At 26.1% G+C, this 21,022-nt stretch carries 20 protein-coding genes; 17 read left to right on the plus strand and 3 right to left on the minus strand.

Annotation, left to right across the window (positions count from 1 at the left end; translation table 11 throughout):
- The 4 genes from Q7K47_04260 to citF form a co-directional block, all read left to right on the plus strand.
- Positions 1 to 137: sodium ion-translocating decarboxylase subunit beta (locus Q7K47_04260; GenBank protein ID MDP0506426.1), on the plus strand; the 137-nt coding region annotated here is incomplete at its 5' end.
- A 34-nt stretch (positions 138 to 171) separates the two neighbouring features.
- The gene (citD, locus tag Q7K47_04265; protein MDP0506427.1) at positions 172 to 441 is read left to right on the plus strand and encodes a citrate lyase acyl carrier protein; all 270 of its coding nucleotides are present in this window, start codon (positions 172 to 174) and stop codon (positions 439 to 441) included.
- Positions 441 to 1,340 (plus strand): CoA ester lyase, encoded by a 900-nt coding sequence (locus tag Q7K47_04270; protein MDP0506428.1) that lies wholly within the window; start codon positions 441 to 443, stop codon positions 1,338 to 1,340. Before citD ends, Q7K47_04270 begins: the two co-directional genes overlap by 1 nt.
- Before the next feature lie 14 nt (positions 1,341 to 1,354).
- The gene (citF, locus tag Q7K47_04275; GenBank protein MDP0506429.1) at positions 1,355 to 2,908 is read left to right on the plus strand and encodes a citrate lyase subunit alpha; all 1,554 of its coding nucleotides are present in this window, start codon (positions 1,355 to 1,357) and stop codon (positions 2,906 to 2,908) included.
- Between the two features lie 44 nt (positions 2,909 to 2,952).
- Here the strand turns inward: citF and Q7K47_04280 are convergent, their stop codons facing one another.
- Entirely contained in the window at positions 2,953 to 3,906 is a 954-nt protein-coding gene (locus tag Q7K47_04280) for an L-lactate dehydrogenase (GenBank protein ID MDP0506430.1), read from the minus strand.
- A 290-nt stretch (positions 3,907 to 4,196) separates the two neighbouring features.
- On the opposite strand from Q7K47_04280, the gene Q7K47_04285 reads away from it, so the two are divergent.
- The 5 genes from Q7K47_04285 to Q7K47_04305 are packed head-to-tail and all read left to right on the plus strand — an operon-like array spanning position 4,197 to position 8,163.
- On the plus strand, positions 4,197 to 5,120 hold the full coding sequence (locus tag Q7K47_04285; GenBank protein ID MDP0506431.1) for a zinc ABC transporter substrate-binding protein: 924 nt from the start codon (positions 4,197 to 4,199) through the stop codon (positions 5,118 to 5,120).
- A 9-nt stretch (positions 5,121 to 5,129) separates the two neighbouring features.
- Complete coding sequence (locus Q7K47_04290; GenBank protein ID MDP0506432.1) at positions 5,130 to 5,843, plus strand: metal ABC transporter ATP-binding protein; 714 nt, start codon at positions 5,130 to 5,132, stop codon at positions 5,841 to 5,843.
- An 11-nt stretch (positions 5,844 to 5,854) separates the two neighbouring features.
- Positions 5,855 to 6,688, plus strand: coding sequence for a metal ABC transporter permease (locus Q7K47_04295; protein ID MDP0506433.1), 834 nt, complete (start codon positions 5,855 to 5,857; stop codon positions 6,686 to 6,688).
- Between the two features lies 1 nt (position 6,689).
- Complete coding sequence (locus tag Q7K47_04300) at positions 6,690 to 7,544, plus strand: metal ABC transporter permease (GenBank protein ID MDP0506434.1); 855 nt, start codon at positions 6,690 to 6,692, stop codon at positions 7,542 to 7,544.
- Complete coding sequence (locus tag Q7K47_04305) at positions 7,516 to 8,163, plus strand: metal-dependent transcriptional regulator (protein MDP0506435.1); 648 nt, start codon at positions 7,516 to 7,518, stop codon at positions 8,161 to 8,163. Before Q7K47_04300 ends, Q7K47_04305 begins: the two co-directional genes overlap by 29 nt.
- A 40-nt stretch (positions 8,164 to 8,203) precedes the next feature.
- Here the strand turns inward: Q7K47_04305 and Q7K47_04310 are convergent, their stop codons facing one another.
- A complete protein-coding gene (locus tag Q7K47_04310; GenBank protein ID MDP0506436.1) occupies positions 8,204 to 8,746 on the minus strand; it encodes a DJ-1/PfpI family protein in 543 nt (180 codons plus the stop codon).
- A 32-nt stretch (positions 8,747 to 8,778) separates the two neighbouring features.
- Positions 8,779 to 10,389, minus strand: coding sequence for an ATP-binding cassette domain-containing protein (locus Q7K47_04315; GenBank protein MDP0506437.1), 1,611 nt, complete (start codon positions 10,387 to 10,389; stop codon positions 8,779 to 8,781).
- Positions 10,390 to 10,568: 179 nt separating this feature from the next.
- On the opposite strand from Q7K47_04315, the gene Q7K47_04320 reads away from it, so the two are divergent.
- From Q7K47_04320 to Q7K47_04355, 8 genes are all read left to right on the plus strand, one after another.
- Positions 10,569 to 11,525 carry an NADH:flavin oxidoreductase gene (locus tag Q7K47_04320; protein MDP0506438.1) on the plus strand — a complete coding sequence of 319 codons (957 nt, stop codon included), beginning with the start codon at positions 10,569 to 10,571 and terminating at the stop codon, positions 11,523 to 11,525.
- A gap of 13 nt (positions 11,526 to 11,538) precedes the next feature.
- Positions 11,539 to 12,702, plus strand: a complete 1,164-nt coding sequence (earP, locus tag Q7K47_04325) for an elongation factor P maturation arginine rhamnosyltransferase EarP (GenBank protein ID MDP0506439.1) — start codon at positions 11,539 to 11,541, stop codon at positions 12,700 to 12,702.
- Between the two features lie 13 nt (positions 12,703 to 12,715).
- Positions 12,716 to 13,279 carry an elongation factor P gene (gene efp / locus Q7K47_04330; GenBank protein MDP0506440.1) on the plus strand — a complete coding sequence of 188 codons (564 nt, stop codon included), beginning with the start codon at positions 12,716 to 12,718 and terminating at the stop codon, positions 13,277 to 13,279.
- A gap of 115 nt (positions 13,280 to 13,394) precedes the next feature.
- Positions 13,395 to 13,859 (plus strand): hypothetical protein, encoded by a 465-nt coding sequence (locus Q7K47_04335; protein MDP0506441.1) that lies wholly within the window; start codon positions 13,395 to 13,397, stop codon positions 13,857 to 13,859.
- A gap of 24 nt (positions 13,860 to 13,883) precedes the next feature.
- Positions 13,884 to 16,004 (plus strand): transporter substrate-binding domain-containing protein, encoded by a 2,121-nt coding sequence (locus Q7K47_04340; GenBank protein ID MDP0506442.1) that lies wholly within the window; start codon positions 13,884 to 13,886, stop codon positions 16,002 to 16,004.
- Between the two features lie 27 nt (positions 16,005 to 16,031).
- Positions 16,032 to 17,501, plus strand: a complete 1,470-nt coding sequence (locus tag Q7K47_04345) for an ABC transporter substrate-binding protein (GenBank protein MDP0506443.1) — start codon at positions 16,032 to 16,034, stop codon at positions 17,499 to 17,501.
- A 2-nt stretch (positions 17,502 to 17,503) separates the two neighbouring features.
- On the plus strand, positions 17,504 to 18,358 hold the full coding sequence (locus Q7K47_04350; protein MDP0506444.1) for a hypothetical protein: 855 nt from the start codon (positions 17,504 to 17,506) through the stop codon (positions 18,356 to 18,358).
- A 28-nt stretch (positions 18,359 to 18,386) separates the two neighbouring features.
- Positions 18,387 to 21,008: a hypothetical protein gene (locus Q7K47_04355; GenBank protein ID MDP0506445.1), complete on the plus strand. Its 2,622-nt coding sequence runs from the start codon at positions 18,387 to 18,389 to the stop codon at positions 21,006 to 21,008.
- Positions 21,009 to 21,022: the final 14 nt, after the last annotated feature.

Below are 21,022 nucleotides of genomic sequence, written 5' to 3' on the forward strand. Positions count from 1 at the left end.
CAGCAAGAGTAGTACAAAAAGTTGGTCAAGAAGAGAACCCAGCAAACTTTTTATTAATGCATGCAATGGGACCAAATGTTGCAGGAGTAATAGGTTCAGCAGTTGCAGCAGGAGTATTATTAAATATATTTGGATAAAATATAATTATTTAAATTAAAGGAGATATAAATTATGATAGGTATTTGTGGAAATGAAAAAAGTTCTGATGTTTTAGTTACTGTGGATTTAGACTGTAAGGGAATTCAAGTTGAGATAGAATCTAAATTAAAAAAAATGTTTGGAAAATTAATGGATAAATCTGTAAGAGAGGTTTTAGAAGAAGAAAATATAAAGAATGCGAAGATAAAAGTTCAAGATTTTGGAGCTCTAGATTTTGTAATAAAAGCTAGAACTAGAACTGCTTTGCATAGAGCACAAGAATTAAAAGGAGATGATAAGTAATGGGTAAGATTACAAAACAACCAAAGAGATCAAGAAGAACTATGTTATTTTCTCCAGCAAACAATCCTAAAATGTTAACAATGGCTCATCTTTATGGTTCAGATTGTGTAATTTTTGATTTAGAAGATGCAATTAAATATTCAGAAAAAGATGCAGCTAGAGATTTATTCGCAGAGGCTCTAAAAACTATAGATTATGGAGAAACTGAAATATTTGCTAGGATAAACCCACTATATACAGAATTTGGAGAAAAAGATGTACGAGTTTTAGTTCCTGCAGGTCTTAGAAATATGAGACTTGCTATGACAGATACTCCAGAACAAATAAAAGAATTAGATATTTTGTTAACCGAAGTAGAAAAAGAACATGGAATAAAAGTAGGATCATGTAAAATTCAAGCTTCATTAGAAACCCCAACAGCAATAAAAAACGCTTATGAAATAGCAAAAGCTTCAGATAGAGTGGTTACAATGTCATTTGGAGCAGAAGACTTTACAAGAACATTAGGAGCAGAAAGAACTAAAGAAGGAAAAGAGATATTTGTAGCAAGAAGTATGGTAGTTATGGCAGCAGCTATGGCAGGAATAGATGCTATAGATACTGTTTGGGCACATCTTGCAGATATAGAAGGATTTAAAGAGGAAGTCAAGAGTTCTATAAATATGGGGTTTTCGGGTAAATCTTGTATACATCCATCTCAAATAAAAATAATTCATAATATTTTTACACCAACAGAAGAAGAAATAGCCAAATCTTTAGTAATTGTTAAAGCTGCGGAAGAAGCAGATATAGAAAATGGTGGCGTAATTCAAGTGAATGGGAAAATGATAGATATACCAGTTATTTCAAAAGCTCAGAAAGTTGTAAGACTTGCAAAAGCATCAGGAGTTATTAAATAAGGGAGATGAATAAAGTGGAAATTATAAAAAATAAAGTAAATAGAGAATTACCTAAATATATAGAAGGATATGGGGAAGTTAAACCTTACAAAGGACCTTTTTCAGTGCAACCTCAAGGAAAAAAATATGCTGTAAATAAAGGATTTTATAAGCCAGGAACTCAAAAATTAGTTAACAATTTAAAAGAAGCAATAGAAAACTGTAATCTTAAAGATGGAATGACAATTTCTTTTCATCATCATTTAAGAAATGGTGATTATGTTTTAAATATGGTTTTGGATGAAATAAATAAATTAGGAATAAAGAATATAAATTTAGTGGCATCATCTTTAACCAAGGCTCATGAACCAATAATAAAGCATATAAAATCAGGAGTTATCACAGGAATAAATACTTCTGGTTTAAGAGGAACAATAGCAAAAGAGATCTCAAAAAATAATATTTTAGGAAAACCTGTTATATTTAGGACTCATGGTGGAAGAGCAAGAGCAATTGAAGCTGGAGAAATTAAAATAGATATTGCTTTTGTCGCAGCTCCAACATGTGATAATTTAGGAAATATGAATGGTTATGAAGGAAAATCAGCATTTGGATCTATGGGTTATCCAATGGTAGATGTGAAATTTGCAGATAAAGTTGTAGCAATAACAGATAATTTGGTACCTTTTCCGTTAAAAAATATATCAATATCAATGACGGATATTGATTATATAGTTGAAGTTGAAGAGATTGGAAATCCAGAACAAATAGCTACAGGAGCAACTAGAATAACAAAAAATCCACAAGAATTGTTAATAGCAGAAAAAGCATCAGAAGTTTTAATAGCATCAGGAGTTATAAAAAATGGATTTTCTTTTCAGGCTGGATCGGGAGGTTCATCTCTTGCAGTATGTAGATTTTTAAAAGAGTATATGAAAAAGAATGAGATAAAAGGATCTTTTGCTTCAGGAGGAGCAACAGGATATTTAGTTGAATTTTTAGAGGAAGGCTATTTTGAAGCATTATTTGATACTCAAAGTTTTGATACATCAGTGATAGAATCTTTAGGAAAAAATTCTAATCATATAGAAATGTCAGCTTCAATGTATGCTAATCCTCATAATAAAGCTTGTATAGCTCATCAATTAGATATTATGATATTGTCAGCAACAGAGATAGATATAGACTTTAATATTAACTCATTAACAGGTTCAACAGGAATGATAATGGGTGCTCAAGGTGGTGCTCCAGATACAGCAGCAGGATCAAAATTAACAGTTGTAGTTGCTCCTTCCATGAGAAAAAGAATACCAATAGTGACAGACAAAGTAACTACAGTAGTTACTCCAGGAGAGACAGTAGATGTTTTAGTAACAGAAAGAGGAATTTGTGTAAATCCAAGAAGAAAAGATATTCAAGAAATTTTAAATAGTTCTGGAATAAAAACAAAAAAAATAAAAGAGTTGAAAGAAGAAATAGAACAATTAACAGGAAAACCTGAAAGTACACAATATTTAGATGAAATAGTTGGTATTGTAGAATATAGAGATGGAACAGTTATAGATATAATAAAACAAGTAAAGGAATAAAATGAATAAAAACCTCCATTATAAATTTTGGAGGTTTTTTTATTTTAATATTTAAGACTTAAAAGCAAATTATCTTTTATTATTTCACAAGAGTTATTAAATTTTATTAATTCTTCTTCATTTAGAGGTAGTTCAATAATATTCACAACTCCATCTTTTCCAATAATAGTCGGAACACTAGCATAAACATTTTTTTGTCCATATTCACCATTTAGTAAAGTAGAAACCATACAAACTTTTCTTTCATTGGCAAAGATAGTTTTAGCAATTTCTACACAAGAAGTGCCTATACCAAATTCAGTAGAACCTTTTCCTTTTAGAACTATCCATCCTCCAAGTTTAGCTTCGCTAGCGATTTCTTCTAAATTAAGATGTCCATAAATTTTAGGGTGTTCTTTCATTAAATCATATAAATTTTTTCCAAAAATAGAGGCACAAGACCAAGGAACCATTTGACTTTCTCCATGCTCCCCCATGACATAGGCATATATAGATTTTTGATCAATATTTAATTTTCTAGCTAGAACTTTTCTTAATCTAGCAGAATCAAGAGTAGTGCTTGTTGAAATTATTTTTTGAGAAGGATAATTTAATTTTTTCTGTAAATAATGAGTTATAACATCTGCAGGGTTTGAAATATTAATGATAATTCCATTAAATTTAGAATCGTGAATTCCTTTAATAATGGGTTTAATACATTCGATAGTATCTTTTAAGGTATCCATTCTAGTCTGATTCATATTTGGCAAAGGGCCAGCGGATATAACAATTATTTCAGCGTCATCTATATCGGAATAATTTCCTGATTTTATGTTTATATGATGAGGTAAATAAACTATAGCATCTTCAGTATCTTCAGCTTGAGCAATAGCTTTATTTTTGTTAATATCAATATAAATTAATTCTTCACATGCTCCTTGTGTTGCAAAAGAGAATCCTACATGAGAACCTACATGACCAGCTCCAATAATTACTACTTTTCTTAATTTTATATTCATAAATGCTCCTTTTATTATAAGTTTAGTTAAAATTTAGTTCTCTTATGATACCATTTTTTAATATAATTTAAAAGCTAACAATAAAAAAAATTTATTGTTCTATTGAGAGGATTTTAATTAAGAAATTTTGGAGTTTAATAGATGGTGAAAAATTCAAAATATGTTCGGTAGAATATTCATTAAGGAAATAAATACTTGATTTTTATTCCTTTAAGGAATATACTAATTACCGAAACACACATACGTTAATATAAGTTTAAGGGTTGCCTTAAACTTATGAGGAAGGTGAGATGATGAAAAAAAAATTTAAGAAGATAGGAATAATTATCTTAATGATTTTAATTTTAGGATGTGGGAAAGAAGTAAAAAGTAATGAAAATTCAAGAGAAAAAATAAGTATAGTTGTTACTACAACTATGTTAGGAGACTTAGCTAAAGAAATAGGAGGAAATAAAATTAATTTAAAAGTACTTATGAATCCAGGGGTAAGTCCACATTCTTACCAACCTAAATTAAGTGATACCAAAAATATAATGGAAGGAGATTTGTTAATTATTAATGGACTTTATTTAGAAGGTAAAATGGAACAATGTCTTAAAAATTTAGATAGGAATAAGATTCTAGTAGTTGGAGATAAAATAGATAAGAAAGATCTAATATTAATGGAAAGCGGTGAATATGATCCTCATATATTTTTAAGTATAAAGTTATGGAAAAATGCAGCTAATATTTTAGAAAAAAGATTTATTCAGATAGATAAAACAAATAAAAAATATTATGAGCAATCAAAAGATAAATATATAGAGAAGTTAAATGAGTTAGATAAATATGCTAAAGAACAATTAGATAAGGTAGAGAATTCAAAAAAAATATTAGTTACTTCTCATAGAGCTTTTAACTATTTTGCAAAAGATTATTGTTTTAAAACAAATTATGTAAAAGGAATTTCTTCTGAAAGTGAAGTAGGGGTAAGTAAAATTAATAAATTGATATTATATTTAAAAGAAAATAAAATAAGAACTATATTTTTGGAAAACTCTACTTCTCAAAACATATTAGATATAATTATTGAAGGAAGTAAAAAAAATAATTGGAATGTAGAAATAGGTGGAAAATTATATGTTGGTTCTTTAGGAGATAAAGAAAGTGGAGCAGATACATATATAAAATATTATAAAAAAAATATAGATACTATTGTTAAAGGATTAATTTAAGGAGGCTTAATGAAATCAGCTATTAGTATAAAAAATTTAACAATTTCATATGATGAAAAAAAAATATTATCCAATATTAATATAAATATTCCAAAAGGAAAATTAATAGGAATTATCGGCCCAAATGGAGGTGGAAAATCAACTTTTATAAAAGGTATACTTGATATAGTAAAAAATAGTTCAGGTGATATAAAATTTCAAGGAGAATATTATAAAGAATATTTAAAAAAGATAGCTTATATTCCTCAAAGGGATACAGTAGATTGGGATTTTCCTACTACAGTTTTAGATGTGGTAATAATGGGATCTTATGGAAGGCTAGGTTTATTTAAAAGACCTAAAAAGAAAGAAAAAGAAATGGCTATTTTAATGTTAAAAAAAGTTGGTATGGAAAAATATTTAAATAGACAGATTTCTCAATTATCAGGGGGAGAGAAACAAAGAGTTTTTATAGCGAGAGCTCTTATGCAAAAAGCTGAAATTTATTTTATGGATGAACCTTTTCAGGGGGTTGATATAAAAACAGAAAAAGCTATTATAAAAATTTTAAAGACTTTAAAAGAAAAAAACAAAACTGTTTTAGTGGTTCATCATAATTTAGAAACAGTTAAAGAATATTTTGATTATTTAGTTATGATTAATAGAAAGATAATAGCTAAAGGAGAAATAGCAGATGTTTTTAATAAAGAAAATATAAAGAAGACTTTTTATAGAGATTATTAATAGGAGAAAAAATGGGAAAATTAATTTTGAATAATTATGTATTAATTGTAATTATGATAGGAACTACTTTAATAGGAATTATTTCAGGAATTCTTGGAAGCATAATAACTTTAAGAAAAGAAGCTTTAATAGGAAACGCTTTAGCTCATGCTAGTTTTCCAGGAGTAATGCTTTCTTTTATGATTATAAAAACTAAAAATATAGAATTATTATTGATTGGAGCAGGTTTTTTTTCAATTATTTCCTTAGTAATAATAAAAATTATAAAAAAATATTCAAAAATAAAGTATGATTCAGCTTTAGCTCTAGTCTTATCTGGTTTTTTTGGTTTAGGTCAAGTTTTATTATCTATAATTCAAAATACAGGAAATTCAAATCAAGCAGGTTTGGAAAAATTTATTTTTGGAGAAGTAGCAACTATTTTGTCTTCAGATATACAAATTATTTCAATTATTTCAATTACTATTATATTAATAGTAGTTTTATTTAGAAAAGAAATTAAATTATTTATATTTGATAAAGAATTTTATAAAAGTTTAGGTTTTTCATGTGAATTTTTAGATAACTTAATAATACTTTTAACAGTAATAGTGATAATGATGGGGATTAGATTTGTAGGTGTGATATTAATGACATCAATATTAATAGCTCCAGGAATAGCTGCCAGGCAATGGAGCAATTCTTTTTATAAAAATTTAGTTTTATCTGGTTTATTTGGAGGGTTAGCAGGATTTGTTGGAACTTTTATAAGTTTTAAAAATTCAGATTTATCTATAGGACCAATAATTGTTGTTGTAGTAAGTTTGATTGCAATAATTTCTATATTTTTAAAGAAGGTGAAATAAAATGAATTTTGAAATTTTAATGATATTAATAATAACTTCTTTTTCTTGTTCTTTAATAGGTGTATTTATTTCTTTAAGAAAAATGGCGATGCTTATGGATGCGATAAGTCATACAGCTTTAATAGGAGTTGTTTTAGCTTATTTAATTATTAGAGATATAAATTCTCCTTTTCTTATTATAGGAGCTTCAGCTGTTTGTGTATTGACAGTTTATTTAATTGAAGTTTTATCTGATAAAAAGATAGAAAAAGGAGCTGCAACGGGATTAATTTTTCCTCTTCTATTTAGTTTAGGGGTACTTATAATAGATAGAAAATTAAAAAATTCTCAGATAAGTATTAATTCAGCTTTATTTGGGAAACTAGAGTTTATTATTTTTAAAAGATTAACTATAAATAATATAGATTTAGGACCTTTGGCGTTATATATAATGTTAGTTATTGCAGTTGTTATAGCAGTATTTATAATAATTTTTTATAAAGAATTAAAAGTAATTTCTTTTGATATTATTTTTGCTAAAACTTCAGGTGTTTCAGTTTTATTAGTTCATTATTTATTTATAAGTTTAATTTCATTAACTGCAGTGTCTGCATTTAACATTGTTGGGGTTATTTTAGTTATTAGTTTAATAATTGGACCAAGTATAACAAGTTTATTATTTACAAAAAATTTAAAAAAGACGATTATCTTTTCAATTTTTATAGGATTAATTAACAGTTTAGTAGGCTATGGAATAGCTTTTAAGTATGATATAATAATATCAGGCGCAGTGGCTAGTGTGAATATGATAGTGTTTTTATTAGCTTTATTGTTTATAGGGGGAATTAATGAATATAACAGAAGAAAATTATCTTAGGATAATATATGAATTATCTAATGAAAATAAAAAAGAATATGTTAAAATTAGTGATATAGCTTCTAAAATGAAATATACTGTTCAAAGTGTTTTAGAAATGGTGAAAAAATTGGCTGATAATTTTTTTGTGGAGTATGTTCCTTATAAAGGAGTAAAATTAACAGAGAATGGAAAAGAAAAATCAATAAGATTAGTTAGAGTACATCATATTTGGGAGGTCTTTTTATCTGAATATTTAAAATTAGATTGGTCACAGGTTCATATGGAGGCTGAAAAACTTCAACATGTTAGTAGTGATATAGTTACAGATAAATTATATAATTTTTTAGGGAAACCTAAATTTTGTTGCCATGGAAGTCCAATACCAAATGAAAAAGGTGAAGTAGAAAATTTTTCAAATAATTCTATTTTAAAATTAAAAGAGGGAGATAAATTTAAATTAAAAAGAGTCTTAGACAATATAAAATTGTTAAATTATTTAAAAGATAATGGAATTAAGCTATATGATAAATTTGAGATAGTTAAGGTAGATAATTTTAATGAAATAATAATACTTAAAGATAAAATAGGAAAAGAAATATACATGAATTTTTCAAATGCAAAAATGTTGTTTTATTAACAAAAAAAAGAGCTTAGTCATCTAAGCTCTTTTTTAATATTTATTTAAGTGTCATTCCATTTTTAACTTCTGAAATTTTATCAGGTGTTAAATATTTTAAAATTTCAAATCCAAGTTCTTGTGAATAACCAGAACCACTAGCAGTTAATAAATTTTTATCTAAGACGATAGGTTTATTAATTATATTACAAAATTCTCTAACAAGGTCATAGCAACCAAAGTGCAGAGTAATATTTCTGTTATCAATCATTCTTCTTCTAGCTAAAGATGAAGGAGCTCCACAAATAGCAGCAACTAGTTTATTATTATCCAAATAATATTTAGTTAATTTCATAGCATCATCTGATTTATAAAGATTTTCATATCCAGAATATCCTCCAGGTAAAAAGATTCCATCTGCATCTTTGTAATCTTTAAATAATTCGTCTGCTTTTACCATAACTCCTTGTGCTGAATTAACATCAAGAGTCTTATTGATAGATAATGTAACTACTTTTATTCCAGCTCTTCTCATAATATCAATAGGAGCCATAGCTTCTAAAATTTCAAATCCTTCAGCTAACAAAACATACACTTTTTTCATTTGAATACCTCCATTCATTTGAATATAAATATTTAATTTTGATTTTCTTGATCTATTTTCATTTGGATATAATCATCATAATCCATTAATTTATCAATGATAGTTCCGTCTGGTAAAATTTCAATAATTCTATTAGCTACAGTTTGTATAAATTCATGGTCATGAGCTGAGAAAAGTACAGTTCCGTTAAATTTAGTAAGAGCTTTATTAAGAGATGTAATAGATTCAAGATCTAAATGGTCTGTAGGATTATCAAATAATAAAGCATTAGCTCCAGACATCATCATTTTTGATAACATACATCTAACTTTTTCTCCTCCCGATAAAACAGCTGCTTTCTTTTGAGTTTCCTCTCCAGTAAATAACATTCTTCCTAAAAATCCTCTAACAAATGAATCATGTTGATCAGGAGAATAAGGTCTTAACCAATCAACTAAGTTTTCATTAGCTCCTTCAAAAAATTCAGAATTATCTTTTGGCATATAAGCTGGAGTGACAGTAACTCCCCAAGTAATAGTACCTGAATCAGGTTCAATATCTCCTGCTAAAACAGAAAGAAGAGTTGTTTTTAGAATATCATTATCACAAATAAAAATAACTTTATCTTTAGTGTTTATTGTAAATGATAAGTTTTCAAATATTTTAACCCCATTTATAGATTTAGAAATATTTTCAACTTTTAGCATATTATTTCCAGCTTCTCTGTTAGATTTAAATTCAATAAATGGATATTTTCTATTTGAAACTTGCATATCTTCAAGTTGTAGTTTTTCAAGTTGTTTTTTTCTTGAAGTTGCTTGTTTTGATTTGGCAGCATTGGCACTGAATCTAGCTATAAATTCTTGTAATTCTTGTCTTTTTTGTTCTAATTTTTTGTTTTTATTAGAAATAAGACCAAGCATTAGTTGACTTGATTCATACCAGAAATCATAGTTTCCTACGAACATTTTAATTTTACCATAATCAATATCAGCTATATGAGTACAAACTTTATTTAAAAAATGTCTGTCATGTGATACGACAATTACAGTAGTATCATTTAAATTCATAAGAAAATTTTCTAACCATGCAACAGCTTTGATATCAAGTCCATTTGTAGGCTCATCAAGTAATAGAACATCAGGATTTCCAAATAGAGCTTGAGCAAGTAATATTTTTACTTTCATTCCTTCGTCTAATTCTTTCATTAGTAAATCATGGTATTTAGCTTTGATACCAAGACCAGTAAGTAGCATGGCAGCTTCAGGTTCAGCATCCCATCCATTTAATTCTGCAAATTCTCCTTCAAGATCGGCAGCTCTCATACCGTCTTCATCTGTGAATTCTTCCTTTGCATAAATAGCATTTTTTTCTTCTATTATATTCCAAAGTTTTTTATGTCCCATAAGAACGACATCTAAAACTTTAGCTTCTTCAAAAGCGAAGTGATTTTGAGAAAGAACAGCCATTCTTTTATTTTTATCTAAAATAACGTCTCCCTCAGTTGGTGATATTTCACCAGATAATATTTTAACAAAAGTAGATTTACCAGCACCATTAGCACCAATAAGTCCGTAACAATTTCCAGGTGTAAATTTGATGTTTACATCTTCAAAAAGTTTTTTATCTGGAAATCTCATAGTAAGATTGCTTGTTGAAATCATTAATTAATATTCCTCCTAATAGTTTTATTATATTCAGGGTATTATATCACAAATTTTAGTAAATTAAAACTTTGAAAGCTAATAATAAATAATATATTAAAAAAATCTTGATGTTGTATAAATATAATGTTATTATATACCTTGTTAAAAAATAAATTAGATTTGAGATAAGGAAAAAAATGAAAAATATATTGACGCCATTAAAAATAAAAAATATAGAAGTGAAAAATAGAATTATTCTTCCCCCTTTAGTTAGATTTTCAATGATTGGAACTGATGGAAAAGTTACAGAAAAACTTTTAAATTGGTATGAGGATATTGCTAGAGATAAAGTAGGCATGATTATTGTTGAAGCTACTTGTGTGGCAGAAGATGGTAAATTAAGGGATAATCAACTTGGAATATGGAATGATAGTTTTATTGAAGGGTTGAAAAAAGTATCGGCTATTGGTAAAAAATATAAAGTTCCAATGTTAATACAAATTCACCATGCTGGCTTTAAGAAAGATTTTTCTTTAGTTCCAGAAATAATTTTAGATGAAATTTTAGAAAAATTTATAGTTGCTTTTAGAAGAGCAAAGGAAGCAGGGTTTGATGGAATAGAAATTCATGGAGCTCATACTTATTTGTTAAGTCAATTAAATTCAAGAATATATAATACAAGAATTGATAAATATGGTGGAAGTTTTGAAAAAAGAATGTATTTTAATAAGAACTTAATAGAAAGAACTAGAGAATTATTTGATGAAGATTTTATTTTAGGATATAGAATGGGAGGGAATGAACCTTCTCTTGAAGATGGCATACAAATAGCAAAATATCTTGAAAATTTAGGAATAGATTTAATTCATGTTTCTACAGGGATTCCTGAAGAAAGATTTAGGCAAAAAGCAAAGATAGATAATTTCCCAGAAGAGTTTCCATTAGATTGGGTTATTTATATGGGTGTTCAGATAAGAAAAAATATAAATATTCCTGTTATAGGGGTAAGAAATATAAAAAAAGAAGAACAAGTTAGTTATTTAATAGAAAATGATTTGCTTGATTTGGTTGCTGTTGGAAGGGCTATGATTTTTACCAAAAGATGGATGCATAAAGCAATGATTTCTTATAAAAAAAGAAATGAATTAAAATAAAAGAGGTGTAAGTATGATACCTAGAAGTATTGATATATTTTGTGAAATTATTGACAATTATGGAGATATAGGAGTTGTATATAGATTATCTAAAGAATTAAAAAGAGTTTATCCTCAAGTTAGGATAAGAATAATTTTAAACAAATTAGAGGAGTTGTTAAAAGTTAATCCAAAAACAAAAGACAAGGATTATCAAGAGGTAGGTAACCTTATATATATTAAAGAAAATTTTTTAAAAAAAAATTTAAAAAAGTATGGAGTTTCTGATATAATAATAGAGGCTTTTGGTTGTAATATCTTAAAAGATTATATAGATATAGCTAAAGAAAAGTCAAAACTTTGGATAAATCTTGAATATCTTTCAGGCGAAAAATGGATTGAAGGTTTTCATTTGCAAGAATCATTAATAGATTCTAAGAATTTAAAAAAGATTTTTTATATGCCAGGCTTTACTAATAAAAGTGGTGGAATTATATTAGATGAAACTTTTATAAAAAGAAAAGAATATGGTGAAATACATAAAGATAAAATATTAGAAAAATATTTGCCAAAAATATTTTTTGATAAAAAGCTAGTGGGGACTATTTTTTCTTATGAAAAAAATTTTAAAAATTTATTAATAGAGTTAAATAGGATGGAAAAAGATACAGTTTTATTACTTATGGGTGAAAAAACACAAAAAAGTATTCTTAAAGTTTTAGATGAAAATCTTTTAGAAAATTTTGGAAATTTTATGAAATATGGTAAAATAATTCTAAAGAATATGGAATTTTTATCTCAAGAGGAATATGAAGAGATTATTTCTGCCTCAGATTTTAATTTTACAAGAGGAGAAGATTCTATAGTTAGAGCTTTGATATTAGGGAAACCTTTTTTATGGCACATATATTTACAAGAAGATCAAGTCCACATGGATAAATTAAATGCTTTTATAGCAAGATTAGAAGAAAGTATTTTACTATCTCATGAAGAAAAAAATATTTTTGAAAAATATAAAAAACTCTTAAGAGACTATAATGATAGAAATGAGAATTCTTTAAAGTTAGGAAATGAAAACTATTCAGCTTTATTCCATAATTTTTCTACTATAGAAAAAATTTGTAAAAAGTATAGTACTTTTTTAACTAAAGAATGTAATTTAGTAGAAAAATTAAAAACATATATAAAAGGATTTTAAAGGGGGACAATTAATGAAAGTAGCACAAGAATTAAGACAAGGGTCTACAATAAGAATAGGTAAAGATCCATTCATCGTATTAAAAGCTGAGTATAATAAATCAGGAAGAAATGCAGCGGTTATGAAATTAAAAATGAAAAACTTATTAGCTGGAAATATAGTGGATACAGCTATAAAAGCTGATGAAAAAATGGATGATATAAGACTAGAAAGAGTTAATGCTGTATATTCTTATTCTGATGGAACTAACTATATTTTCTCTAATCCAGAAACTTGGGATCAAATTGAATTATCTGCAGAAGATTTAGGAGATGCAATTAATTATTTAGAAGAAGAAATGGAAGTTCAAATTCAATATTATGAAGAAACTCCAGTAAGTGTAGAGTTACCTACATTTGTTGAAAGACAAATAGAATATACTGAACCAGGATTAAGAGGAGATACTACAGGAAAAGCTCTTAAACCAGCAAAATTAGCAACAGGATTTGAAATTCAAGTACCTTTATTTGTTGAACAAGGGGAATGGATAAAAATAGACACAAGAAATCATTCTTATGTTGAAAGAATAAAAAAATAATAAAAAAAAAGTGGCTTAAGCCACTTTTTTTTTATTATTTTTTACTTGTTTATTGTTTTTTTAATCGAATTAAGGTACAATAAAACTAAGGGAAAAAGATAGTTAGGAGGAAAAAATGAAACAAAAATTTGTTTTTTTTATGACCGTATATATATTATTATTTTCTTTTATACAAGGAAAATCTGTAAAAGAAGGACAAGTTGAAATAGAGGTAGAACTAGAAATTATAAAAGATTTAAGTGTCGAAGTTACCCCTATGCACTTTGGGGATTGTATGCCTGGAGCAACTAATATAGAAGCAACAAGTAATATCGAAATTGAAGGGGAAGCAGGAAGATGGGTGTTAGTTAAATTTTTTGATAGAAATAATATTTCTAATGAAGGATATATAGAATTAATAAATCAAGCTGATAATTCTAAAAAACAAAGAGTTAATTTAAGATTGCAAAGTTCAAATGATGGATATTTATATATAAATAATGGAGAAGTAAGAGATAATATAATAGGAAGTATTGATAGAGTAGTTGATAATCCAGGATATTATGAAGGTTTTGCTGTGGTAAAAGTAAGGTATAATTAATAATTACATAAAAATGGAGGATATATGAAGAAAATAATATTAGGTTTAATGATGTGTTTATTTAGTTTTTCCTTTGGTGAGGATGCAATAAAAGTAAATATACCTTTAAAAACTACTGATATGTATCTTTATAAGAATTTAGAAATAGGTAAATACGAGGGAGTATATACTTATTTTTTAGATGGAATTTCAGATAAAGTTATTTATAAAGTAGACGATAGTTTTTATAATAATCACAGTAGAGTTAGTAAAGAAAGTTCAGTTATTGTTAGAACTTTTGAAGATAAAAATGATAATGAACATTATTATATTGAAACTCCAATTAGGTATACAGTTGCAGTTTTAACGAGAAAGGATTCCTTTGTAAAAACAATGGATGATTTAAATAATTTAAATGTTGGATATATAAAAGGGAGTCAAGGTTTAAAAGAAATTAAAACTAGATTTAAAAATATAAATTTCATAGAAAATTCAGTTAAAAATAGAGAAAAGGGATTAGAAGCTCTTGATAAAGGAGAGATAGAAGCTTTAATAATTAAAGATTGGCTTAATTATTATGATGATAATAAAATTACAAGAATTATTGATAAGATTAACTATAAAGAATGTATAGCTATTGATAAAGATAAAGAAAATGTTTATAACAAAATAAAATTAAAAATTGATAATTTAAAAAATGAAGAAATAGAAAAAATAATTAGTACTGAAAGAACAAAATATTATAAGTATATTTTAAAAGATACACCAAATTATTCAATAGTAAAAAATAAATTTAATGAAATAAAAGTAAAATTACCAGAAGATAAATATATGATACCTTTCTATTATTCTTATAAAAAGAGTTATAAAGGAATAACTATAAAAGTTATTAAAGAGATAGAAAGAGTACTTGAGATACCCCTTGTTTTTAGTGAGAATAATGGAGATATAAAGCCTATTCTTGTTAGAAATAGCAAAAATTTAAAAAGTTATATATTTACTAAACCTTATTATGAAAGTAAAATTACTATAGCCAATAGAAGTAGAGATGGTTTTATAGAAAATATAGCTGATTTAGATAACAAAAAAATAATAGTTAGAAAAGATACGAATATTAGAGAATATATAGAAAGTAGAGTTAAAAATCCTGAAATAATAGAAGTTGCTACATATCAAGAAGGATTAGAAAGACTTCTTGATAAAAAAGGAGAGTGTTTAGTAGGTTACTTTGGTTCTATAAATGGGATTATTTCTAATAATTTTATAGAAGATAAAGTTAAAATAGCTGGAATTTTAAATGACACTTTAAATGTAAGTGTAGCTATCGACAAAGATCAGCCAGAATTATCTCAATTAGTAAGAATGATTGTAGAAAGTTTTGATGTAGATAAAACTATTTATGATGATTCTTTAACAAAAAATATTTTAGTTGCTAGAAATTATAAATTAATGGCTAAAATAGGTATACCTGTATTAATATTTATAATAATCTTAATAATAGTTTTAATTATTTCAGAAAGAAATAGAAAAAGAGCCGAAGAATTAAGTTATATGCTAGTAAAGACTTTAGAGATGGCAAATAAACTAAATGATGAAGATACGGGGGAACATACTAAAAGACTAGGCCTTTATTCAGAAGTTTTAGCAAGGGATATAGGAAAATTTACAAAAGAAGAAATAGACGAGATAAGAAAATATGCAACGGTGCATGATATTGGGAAAGTTACTATTCCTGCTGATGTCTTAAAAAAACCAGGGAAATTAACATCAGAAGAATTTAATATAGTAAAAGGGCATGTTAATTCAGGTTTTGAAATAGTTAAAAATTTAAAACTAGGAAAAATAGCAGAGAATATAGTTAGATTTCATCATGAAAAATGGAATGGAAAAGGTTATCCTCTTAAATTAAAAGGAAATGATATTCCTTTAGAAGCAGCTTTGGTAGGTGTTGCTGATATGTATGATGCTTTGAGACAGGAAAAAGCATACAAGAAAAGTTTGACTCATAGTGAAGCAGTGGAAATAATAAAATCAGAATCAGGTAAAAGTTTTTCTTCTGAAATAGTGGAATGCTTTGTTAAAAACCATAAGTTATTTGAAAAAATTTATGAAGAAAATAAAGAAGCAGTTGATTTGGCTGAGGAATTTTATTCTGCTATAAAATAATAATTTATTAAAAGAAGAGGTGAAATTTTGAAGAAATATTTATTATTCATAGTATTTCTTATATCAAACATAATATCTTTAGGAGAAGACTCTAATATAGAAAGCATTTTTATGGAGGAAGTTAGAAACGAAAATGAAGTAAAGAATGAACTTAATATTATTCAAAGTATTAAGATTCAAACTTTAGATCCTATAAAAATGAGAGATCAATATTCAGAAAGAGCAGTAAAGTTAATTTATGATACGTTATTTAATATAGAAGATGGTAAAGTAGTTCCTTATTTAGTTAAAGATTATAAATGGAAGGATGAAAGGACTCTATTTATAGAATTAAAGGAGGGGGTATTATTTCACAATGGAGAGGAGCTATCTTCAACTGACGTTAAATTTACTTTTGAAAGATTTTCTGAAAAAGGAGCTTTAAAAGATACTTTTGAGGAAATAAGAAATATAAAAATCATAGACAGTAAAAAGCTAATAATGAAATTAGAAGAAGAAGACACTATGTTTTTAGAAAAGTTAACATATGTATCTGGTTCTATAGTAAAGAAAACCAAAAAAGGAATTACAGGAAGTGGGAGATTCTATCCTATTGTTTTTAATAATGGACAAGTTGTTTTAAAAAGATATTTTAAATATTTTAAAGGGAAATCTATAGTAAAAAAAATAAGATTTACTCATGAAATTAATGATAAGAAAAAAATGACTTCTTTATTTGATGAAGGAAGTGATGTAGCTTTTGATGTAAGTGAAAATGCATATAACGAGGCAAGGGAAGAAGGTATAATTCCAGATGATGTTTTAGTTAGAAAGAATAATTTGATGGAAAGTGCTGTTATTAGGTTTGGAAATAAAAATAAAGATATCTATACAAGAAAAAATAGAAAATTGATTGAAAAAATTATAAATAGAGAAGAAATTTCAAAATTAGTAACAGGGACAAAAGACAATATGGCAGAAACATATTTTCCAAAAAGTTTATTTAAAGCATCTTTATCTAAAACAGAAAATAATTTTAATAAAAAATTAATAAAATCTGAAATAAAGAAAAGTAATATAAAAAATGAAATAAACTTAATGATATTAAATAATATGTTAGATATGGCAAAAATTATAAAAGAACAATTTAAGTTATATGGAATTAAAGTAAATATATTGCCTCATAATATAGATTCTTATTCTATGAAAATTAAAAATGGAGATTATGATGTAGCCCTTTATAATATGGTTTATAAGGATGATTATATTTTATTAAATATCAGAAATATTTTGTTAAATGATATAAAAGATATAGATTTATATAATGCTATTGATCCATTTTTAAAAATTGCTATGGAAGAAAAGGATAAATCAAAAAGAGATAAGATTTTTGATAAAATAGTTCAACTTATATATAAGGAATTATCATATATTCCAATAATTCATGAAAAATTATTAGTGGTAGGTTATAATAGACTGGATAAAATATACGATATTGATAAAAAGGTGGATAGATAATTATGAAAAAAACTGTAGTTTTAATATTCTCTTTATTAATATATACATTAACTTATTCTCAGAAATTTTGGGGGAATGATTACGATAGGATACTTTCAGCAACTACAGAAATTGGCGTAATGGAAGATGTCATAACAGGAGCTTCAAGAAGAAAATTAAAGGAAAATGAAGCAATAGAAATAGAACTAAAGCAAAAATGGAAAAATAAAATAAAAAATATAAGAATAGAATCATTACCTGATAGAGATCATGTAGATTTTTTAAATATACCAGTTGGTAAAATTTATGATTTTAGGTATTATGTTAATGGAAGAGAAGTAAATGTAGGTGATGTTATAGAATTTCCAGATAATTCAAATAAACTAAAAATTAAAATTTTAGGAACTTATTCAGGTTATGAGTGGGCATATCCTCCAGGAAATGGAGGTAATAGAACTTATACAGATTGGATAGGAAGAATGAGATTAAAATATGATGTCCCTTTTTATAATCAAAAAAATAAAACAATTGATATTGCATATTTATATTACCAAACTAATGTTATTCCAAAAGTGAATGTTAATGTTAGTGGCAAAATGGATTTTGGCCAAGTTATAGCAGGGCAGTCTTCTAGAGCAGATGTAGATGTAGATGTTTATTTTTATAATGATAGAAGCACTTACGAAATGCCAGAATTTACATATATTGAAAATTCAAATGGAAATAGATTACAGGTAAATTTAACAGATGAATTATATAATTATAGTACGTGGGATTCTCATAGTAAAATTAGAGTAATAGGGGAAGTCCAAACTCATAAAAATACTCCTGTAGGTAAATACAAGGGAAGTTTTTATGTTAAGTTTAGATTTAAATAAAATAGTCTTATTTTAAATGGGAGAGAATATGGGAAGATTGAATAAAAATTTAAATAGAATAAAAATGATAGTTATTTTTACTATAATTTTTAATGTTTCCTATTCTTTTACAGGAGACTATAAAAATTATGAAGAAGCTTATGTGGAAATTAGAGCAAGAAGAAAAATGGATGATTTTTTTATGGTGAAGTATGATTACGAAAATGATAGAGTTTACGTAGGAATAAAATCTTTGTTTTATTTTTTAGAGCTTTATAATGTGGAAGTGAATACTAAAACAGGTTTAGTTTCAGGTGAAATAGCAGGTAAAAATTTTAAAACAACTTTTTCTAAAAAAGAGTATTTTGTAGATAATGAAGATATATTTGTAGGTATAGAAAAACTAAAAAAACTAAATATAAAAGATCCAACATATAATTCTTCAGAACTTAGTATAACATTAAATCCTTTGTTTGAATTACCAATAGAAGAAAGAGAAAAAAGCAAAATAAATAGAATGAGATTTGATCAATCACAAGAAGAGACAGAAGTAAATATCGATTATTTATCTAAGGGAAAACTTTTTACACCAGGTCTTTTAAAATTAAATTATTATAAAAATGATATTGAAAAAAATGAAGACAATTTTGATTTTGAATATGCTAATCAATTGTTGTATGGAGATTTTTATGTAAAGCAAGATATAACACCAAAAAAAGAATTAGATATATATAGATTGACTTATCATAATGTTTTTAAAAAGAAAAGTTTAATATTAGGAAATTTTAATATGGAACTTCCAGGGTTTGTAGATGTAAGCGGTGATTTAAGAGGTGTATATTTTGGTGATGATAATACTTATATGACTAAATCAGATGAAGATGGTTATATAAAGATTAAAGGTAAGGCTAAAAATGCTGATATTATAGAGCTTTATCAAGGACAGGCTTTAGTTGATTATCTAAGACCTAATAAAGAAGAATTTGAATTTAAGATAAAAGATAGGGCATCTAGAGGGGAATATAATTTAAAGATATACTATAGAGATGGTAAAATAGAAAATAGAAAAGTTTATATAGCAGGAGATAGAAGGCTATTAAATGAGGGGAAAATTGATTACACAGTTCAAATAGGAAGAACAGAAAAACAAAAAGATGATCAAAAGTATGCAGAAGTTAGATATGGTTTAAATGATTCACTTACTGCTGGAATAGGGGCGTATGATTTAAAATCTTCAGGCAGTAAAAAATATAGGATATTAAAGAATAATTTAATATTTAAAACAGGTCAAGGAAGAGATAAAACAATAACCAATTTTACAAATTATTATGAAAATAAAACTAAAAGTGATAGTTATGAATTGACTATTAATCATAATATTGATGACGTTAATTTAAGATTTGAAAACGAGAAATATGGAAAATCAATAAAAGATCAAGAAAATATATCGGATTATTACCGTATATCAGCAAATAAAGATTTTAATAATAATTCTGTAGAAATTGGTTACACATTAAAAAATAATGAAGAATCTAGAAAAGAACATGAATATTTTTTAGATGTTGAGAATAGAAGATTTTATCAAACGACATTTGGAATAAGATTAAAAAAAGTAGAAAATGATGAAGGTTCCTTTATGGTTTATAGTCCAGAAGTTAGTTATCACGGAGTAAAAAATGTAAGTTTTATATTGAAAGCAGAATTTAAGGCTAAAGATTTTACAAAAGATTTAGAGTCAGATTATAGTTTTAGAGCTTATACAAGAAAATTACAGATACCTAAAACTGAATTATTTTATGATGTTAGTTTATCAGCAAATTATTCTGATGAAGAAAAATTTTATAGTTCTCTTGATTTCACATTGTATTTTGATGATCATGTTAGTGTGGAAACACCTATTTATATAGATGATAAAGGAAGTAGAAAAGTAGGATTGAAGCTTGATAAAATTATAGATTTGTCAGATATAAGAAGAGACGTTAAAAATGTAGATATTGATAAATCTTGGGTATTTGGAAAAGTTTATTTAGATTCAAATAGTAATGAAAAATATGATGAAGGAGAACGTTTGTTAGAGAAAGTTGGTGTATCTTTAGATGGGGATACAATTTTTACAAATGAAAAAGGAAAATATTTTATAGATGGAGTATTACCTAATAAAATTCATGAACTTTCTTTAAATAGAAGAACAATTGATCCAATGTTAAAAAGTGTAAGAGATAAAGTAACAATTGTAACAAAAGCTTCTGAAGGTGTTAAGATAGATATTCCAATAGCTCCGGTTTCTATGGTCAGTGGAAATCTTTGGATGGGAGAAAAAATAAATGATAGAAAATTTATGCGTATTATAAGTATGACCAATATTTCTTTATTAAAAGATGGGAAAACATATAAAGAAATAGATCCAGAATATGATGGCTTATTTTTCTTTGAAGATGTAGTTCCAGGAGAATATATAATTAAATTTAATTATTTAGGTGATGAAAGAATTAAATTTACTCAAGAAGAAATACCAGTGATAGTTAAATTAGAAAGTGATGAGGAGGGAGGATATTTTGAAGGCTTAGATACAATAATAGAAGTAGATGATAGTGACGAAGAAAATCAATCAGAAGTAACAGAAGATAAAGAAGAAACAGAAGATATAACAAATATATTAAATAACTTTTAAAGGAGAGAATTAAA

Source organism: Fusobacterium sp. JB019, from assembly GCA_030673965.1.
Lineage (GTDB): Bacteria > Fusobacteriota > Fusobacteriia > Fusobacteriales > Fusobacteriaceae > Fusobacterium_B.